Raw genomic sequence first — 6201 nt, 5'->3', positions numbered from 1 at the left:
GTGTTATAGATTATATTTGGTGTTTGACTAACATTCTCTTGTTTTTTTGGAAAAAACTCTACAAATGTTACTCCTTTTGCTTTTAGCAAAAAACCTAATATTAATAATACTGTTGATACTATCCCCATTACTATTAGAAAGCTTGTCAATGTATGTACTAAGGCATCCACTTAAATCCTTTTTTTTGTAATAAATCAGCAATGTGATTTTTGAAACGCTAATTTTAGGCAAATTTTATAAAATCTTCTTCTTTTTAAGTGCTATAATAATTGTTTTTTAGTGCTTATTTTATAGTTATTTTTTGTTATAATATTGGTATGAAAAAAGAAACGTTACAAAAAAGAACAAAAATAGCTAATGATATAATGTATTACATATATACTCATATAGAGACAAATATTGATATTGAAGAGTTAAGTATGGATTTAGGGGTTAGTAAATTCCATATGCACAGAATTTTTAAAGAAATTTTTGGAAAGAATATTTATGAAAGTATAAAGTCAATAAGACTTCAAAAAGCATCAAATTTACTTCTAACAAATAAGTATTCAACCATTTCAAATATTGTAAATCTTTGTGGCTATTCTTCTCAATCTTCTTTTATAAAAATATTTAAAGAAAGATTTGAAATGAGCCCAAAAGAGTGGAAAAATGGTGGATATAAAGAGTATTCGAATAAAATTATTCAACAATCACAAAAAGCTATGCAATCAAAAGCTGACTTTAAAAATATAGTACCAACTATTGTTAAAATGCCATTTATTGAAAGTTATTATATAAGAAACAAAGGTTATAACGTAAATATAGAAGAAACATGGCAAAAACTTGAAACTTGGGTTTTAACAAATAATATAACATCTTATAAAAGAATTGCACTTTTTCATGATAATCCTACAATTACACCATTAGATGAATGTCAATATATAGGATGTATTATGGTTGATGATATAGAAAATGTAAAAAGTGATAGATTACCAAAGTTTAAAATTGCAGAAGGTGTTTATGCAAAGTTTGATTTGAAAGGAAAAACTGGAGATGTTTTACCTTTTATTCAATGGGTTTACCATGAATGGTTACCAAAAAGTGAATATGAAACTACGACAAAACCTTCTTATGCAATTTATGAAAAGTTAGATTTTTTTGATGAAGAAAATGAGTTTGAGTTGAGTTTTTATGTATCGATAAATTTTTAGTATTAAAATAGAAGAGTATTCTTCTATTTTAAAAAGATTCCCATTCATCATCATTTTTTGATGTGCTTATTTTTTCTTTTTCTTCTAAAGGATTTTCTTTTTCAATAATTTTTTCAACTTTTGAAGTAGTTGTAGAAACAATTTTTTGTTCATTTATTTTTATATCATTTTTTCCAATAAACTCTTTTTTTATAACATCATTTACAATTTCTTTTGCAATAGAATCTGTTTGTAATGCTATTTCTCTTGTTTGAGAAGCAATAGTTGCATTTTTTTGAGTTTGTCTATCTAAGCCATTTATTGCATCATTTATTTGAGAAATTCCTTTTTGTTGTTCTTTTGAAGCAGTAGCAATTTCATTTATTGTTTGAGTAGAGTTTTCAATATTTTTAAGTAACTCATCATATCCATGAATCATTTCTAAACTGATATTTTTACCTTCATTTGCTTTTGAAGTAGCATTTTCAACTAAATTTTTTATCTCTTTTGCAGCTTCTGCACTTCTTGATGCTAGATTTCTAACTTCTTGAGCAACAACTGCAAATCCTTTTCCAGCTTCTCCAGCAGTTGCTGCTTCAACAGCAGCATTTAAACTTAAAATATTTGTTTGAAATGCAATATTATCAATTACTGAAATAGCTTCATTGATTAAATTTACTTGATTATTTATTTCATCCATTGCATTTGTTGTTTGAGTAGCAAATTTTTGACCTTGTTTTGCTGAAATACTAACTTGTTGTGAATATTGTGTCATTTGGTTAACACTTGAAGCATTACTTGTAACAGTTGAAGTTATCTCTTCAAGTGCTGCTGCTGTTTCTTCCAAAGAAGCTGCTGCTTGATTAGAACTTTCATTTAAAACATTAACATTTTCTAAAAGTTTGTTAGAACTATTTTCTAAAGTTTTTCCTGTATTTAAAGATTGTTTTAATAAATTTGAAATTACATCACCTAACTCATTTATTATTACAGCCACTTTTGCATAAGGATTTGGAAATCTTGCTGTAAAATCTTCTTTTTTGTAACTTTCTAGAATAGTAACTAAGATATTTATATCTCTAGCGATAGTGTGTTCTAAATAATCTTGAAGTTTTACTAATAACTCTTTTAACTCTTTTAAACTAGGAGTATCTGAATCTTTTTCAATTTTAGCAAGCATATTCCCATTTAATAGTTCACCAACAAATCTTTCAATATCTTTCAAAAATTCAGTGTCTTTTTTGATATTTACTTCAGATTTATATATATTTTCATTTATAATTGAAGCAATTTGTCCAAATTCATCTTTACTATTTAAATCAATAATTGAAGATTTTGATGTTTCATGATTTAAAAAAGAAAAAAAACTTAATACACCATTTTTAACTTTATCTAATGACTGAGTGATTAAGTTAATAGTTAAAACTGTAAAAACTGTTCCTATTATAGATATAACTAAAAAAATAAGAGTTATTTGAATTACTGAATTTTTAGATTTTTCAGCTGATTGAGAAACCATATTTACTGAAAAGTTAAAAGTTCTTTCTTTTTGTTCAGTAATTAATTTACCAAAATTATTTGAAATAGGAATCATTTGTGCTACGCTATTTTCATACTCTTTAAATAACTTTTCTTGTAGTTCAAAATTATCATTAGCAATTAATTTGTGAATTAAACCATCAAGTGTTATATAAATTTCTCTCCACTCTTGATAAGCCTTTTGTAAAGTTGTAGCAGCTTTTTTTCCAGCTTCAGTATTTCTTGGAATATCTTGAAAAATTTTCCAATTTTCATCAATAATTTTCCAACTATTTAATCTTTGTTTTTCTATTTCTAAAAGTTTATCTTTAGTATTTTTATTCATATCTAAAATCAAAACTTCAAGAGTTTGAGCTCTAATTACCATTCTTTCTGCGTTTATATTTGACAAACTTAAAAGAGCAGGAATTCGTTCTTCACCTACACTATGCATATCATCAGACCAAGTTTTTGCACTATTAAATGCAACCAAACCAATTATAATTAATCCAGCAATTAAAATTATAGACAAAAGTCGTAAACGATTTTTTACTAACATTATATTATCCTTATGTAGTCAATTTAATGATAATAATCAATATAGAGTTAATTAAAAGTTAATTTTGTATTATAAGTAAAACTTTTGGATAGAATAATAATTAAATGAATAATTTAGTAACAAATAATCAAATAACAAATTTTTATAATCATATAACTGAATTATTAAATGAATGTGAAAGTTTCTGTTTTAACGTAGCTTTTATAAATTTTTCAGGAATTCAACTGCTTCTTGATAGTTTTAAAAAATTAGAAGAGAAAAATATAAAAGGTAAAATTTTAACTTCAACTTATCTAAATTTTACGGAAATAAAAGCTTTAGAAAAAATCAAAGAGTTTAAAAATATAGAATTAAAAATCTATGATTGTAATGTTTCAAATATAGGTTTTCATAGTAAATCTTATATTTTTGAATTTAAAGATGATTATAAAATCTTAATTGGTTCATCAAATATAACTGCAAGTGCATTTAAATCAAATATCGAATGGAATGTAAAAACAATAGCAAAAAAAGATGATGCTTTTTTAAATGATGTTTTAAATGAGTTTGAAACTCTTTGGAAAAGTTCAAGAGAAGTAAATGATGAGTTTCTTACTTCATATTCAAACTTTATAATTAGTCAAAATAAAGAGTTTAAATCTTTTAGTTTAAATCAAATAAAAACAAATTTTATGCAAGAAAAAGCTTTGGAGAAATTAGAGAATCTAAGAAAAAAAGGTGAATCTAAAGCTTTAATCATTGCAGCAACTGGTTCAGGGAAAACATATCTAAGTGCTTTTGATGTAAAAAATTTCAAAGCTAAAACTATGCTTTTTTTAGTTCATAGGGAAAATATCTTGATAAAAGCAAAACAGAGTTTTGAAAATATTTTGCCACAAATTAACTCTTTTGGTTTATATACGGGAAATAAAAAAGAGCAAGATAAAAACTATTTGTTTTCAACTATTCAAACTATGAGTTCAAATTTTTCAAATTTTTCGCAAGATTTTTTCGAATATATAATTATTGATGAAGCTCATCACGTAATAAGTCCAAGTTATAAAAAAATCTTAGAGTATTTTAAACCAAAGTTTTTATTGGGACTAACTGCTACCTCAAATCGAATGGATGGAAACTCGATTTATGAAATTTTTGATGAAAATATAGCTTGCGATATAAGACTAAATGATGCATTAGAACATGATTTGATTGTTCCTTTTCATTACTATGGAATAAGTGATATACAAAGTATAGATTATGAAAATGTGGATTTAACAAAAATAGATTTATTAGCGAAACTTTTAAGTGTAAATAAAAGGGTTGATTTTATTATTGATAAGATGAATTTTTATTCAAATAGTGGAAATAAGAGAAAAGTTCTAGGCTTTTGTGTTTCAAAAGAGCATTGTAATTTTATGAGTGAAGAGTTTAATAAAAAAGGTATAAATTCTATAACTCTAACAAGTGAAGATTCTATTTCTAAAAGAGAAGAGTATATACAAAAACTAGAAAATGAAAACGATAGTTTAGAAGTGATCTTCACAGTTGATATTTTCAATGAAGGTATAGATATTCCTTCAATTAATATGGTTTTGTTTTTACGACCAACAAATTCTCCTATAGTTTTCGTTCAACAATTAGGTCGAGGTTTACGAAAATATCAAAATAAAGAGTTTTTAACAGTTCTTGATTTTATTGGAAATCATAAAAAAGCTTATTTAATAGCTCTTGCACTTGTTGGAAATAAGATGATTGATAAAGAAAGCATTAAACTTTCACTACAAAATAATTTTGCAGATTTTAAAAATGCTTTTATAAGTATGGATGAAATTTCAAAAAGTAGAATTTTAGAGCAGATAAATAAAGAAAATTTTGACAAAATAAAATATTTAAAAGAACAATATTTTGAAGTAAAAAATATCTTAGGAAAAATTCCTAATTTAGTTGATTTTTTACAATTTGAAGATGTAATAAATCCTTTAAAATTCATAGATGAAAGTAAGTCATATATTGAATTTTTGGCAAAAGTTGAAGATGATAAAAAACTAAAAGAGTTGATTTTAGATGAGAATTTTATAAAAGCTATAAGATTTATAGAAAATGAACTTCCTATAAAAAGAGTTTATGAATTTGTGATTTTAAAATATCTTTTAAATAATGATTTTTGTGATGAAAATATAGCTTTTAAGATTTTAAATAAGTATTTAGATAGAGTTGATGAAAAAACAATATATCACAGTTTTTTATATCTAAATCAAAATTTTTTAGATTCAGCCCAAAGTAGTAGATATTTAAAATTAATAAATTATGAAAATAAAATCGCACGAAAAACAAAAGAGTTTGAAGAACTTTTGAAAAATGAAAATTATAAAAAAATATTTGAAGATAGCTTGAATTTTGGAATTTATAATTATGAAGAGGAGTTTGGTTCAAGTGATTTTGGAAAACCATTTTTAAAACTTTATTCTAAATACAATATGCTAAAAATTGCAAAACTTTGTAATTTCCCAAAAATTCATAGTTCTTTTAGAGGAAGTGGATTTTTAAAGTATGAAAATGACTTCTTTTTATTTATAAATTTAGAAAAAGAGAAGTTTTCAAAATCTGCAAATTATCATAATGCCTTTTTATCAAAAGATGTTTTTACCTATCAAAGTAAACCTTCACATTCTTTTGATAAAGGTGATGGAAACAGATTGAGTGAAAATAAAAGATTTGGAGTTAAACTTCATATATTTGTGCGAAAATTTGTCCAAGTTGATAAAAAAACGCAAGATTTTATTTATCTTGGAGTTGCGAATACTCTAAAATATTGGGATAATAAACCTATAAATTTAGAGCTAAAACTTGAAAATCCTCTTAGTGATAAACTTTTTGAAGAGTTTACTAAAATAGTTTAGTAACTTAAAAAATTAAATACTTTTTAGATATAATCGCTTAAAAATTTTAAATAACTCACCAAACAATTAGGAT

The 6201-nt window shown here is 24.3% G+C and carries 3 protein-coding genes; 2 read left to right on the top strand and 1 reads right to left on the bottom strand.

Going from position 1 to position 6201, the window contains the following annotated elements; all coding sequences use genetic code 11:
• Nucleotides 1-317: 317 nt before the first annotated feature.
• Nucleotides 318-1193, top strand: coding sequence for an AraC family transcriptional regulator (locus B0175_RS02895; RefSeq protein WP_108527200.1), 876 nt, complete (start codon nt 318-320; stop codon nt 1191-1193).
• 28 nt (nt 1194-1221) lie between these two features.
• Here B0175_RS02895 and B0175_RS02890 read toward each other — a convergent pair whose 3' ends face one another.
• The gene (locus B0175_RS02890) at nt 1222-3249 is read right to left on the bottom strand and encodes a HAMP domain-containing methyl-accepting chemotaxis protein (protein WP_108527198.1); all 2028 of its coding nucleotides are present in this window, start codon (nt 3247-3249) and stop codon (nt 1222-1224) included.
• Nucleotides 3250-3353: 104 nt separating this feature from the next.
• Here B0175_RS02890 and B0175_RS02885 point away from each other — a divergent pair, with 104 nt between their 5' ends.
• Complete coding sequence (locus B0175_RS02885; RefSeq protein WP_108527197.1) at nt 3354-6128, top strand: DEAD/DEAH box helicase; 2775 nt, start codon at nt 3354-3356, stop codon at nt 6126-6128.
• Nucleotides 6129-6201: the final 73 nt, after the last annotated feature.

Origin of the sequence: Arcobacter lacus, assembly GCF_003063295.1 — a bacterium.
GTDB classification, from domain to species: Bacteria; Campylobacterota; Campylobacteria; order Campylobacterales; family Arcobacteraceae; genus Aliarcobacter; species Aliarcobacter lacus.
This window is presented reverse-complemented; position numbering and strand designations above follow the sequence as displayed.

Bases quoted from the DNA above. Each gene is read 5' to 3' on its own strand.
- B0175_RS02895 (WP_108527200.1), top strand. From the start codon at position 318: ATGAAAAAAGAAACGTTACAAAAAAGAACAAAAATAGCTAATGATATA.
- B0175_RS02890 (WP_108527198.1), bottom strand. From the start codon at position 3,249: ATGTTAGTAAAAAATCGTTTACGACTTTTGTCTATAATTTTAATTGCT.
- B0175_RS02885 (WP_108527197.1), top strand. From the start codon at position 3,354: ATGAATAATTTAGTAACAAATAATCAAATAACAAATTTTTATAATCAT.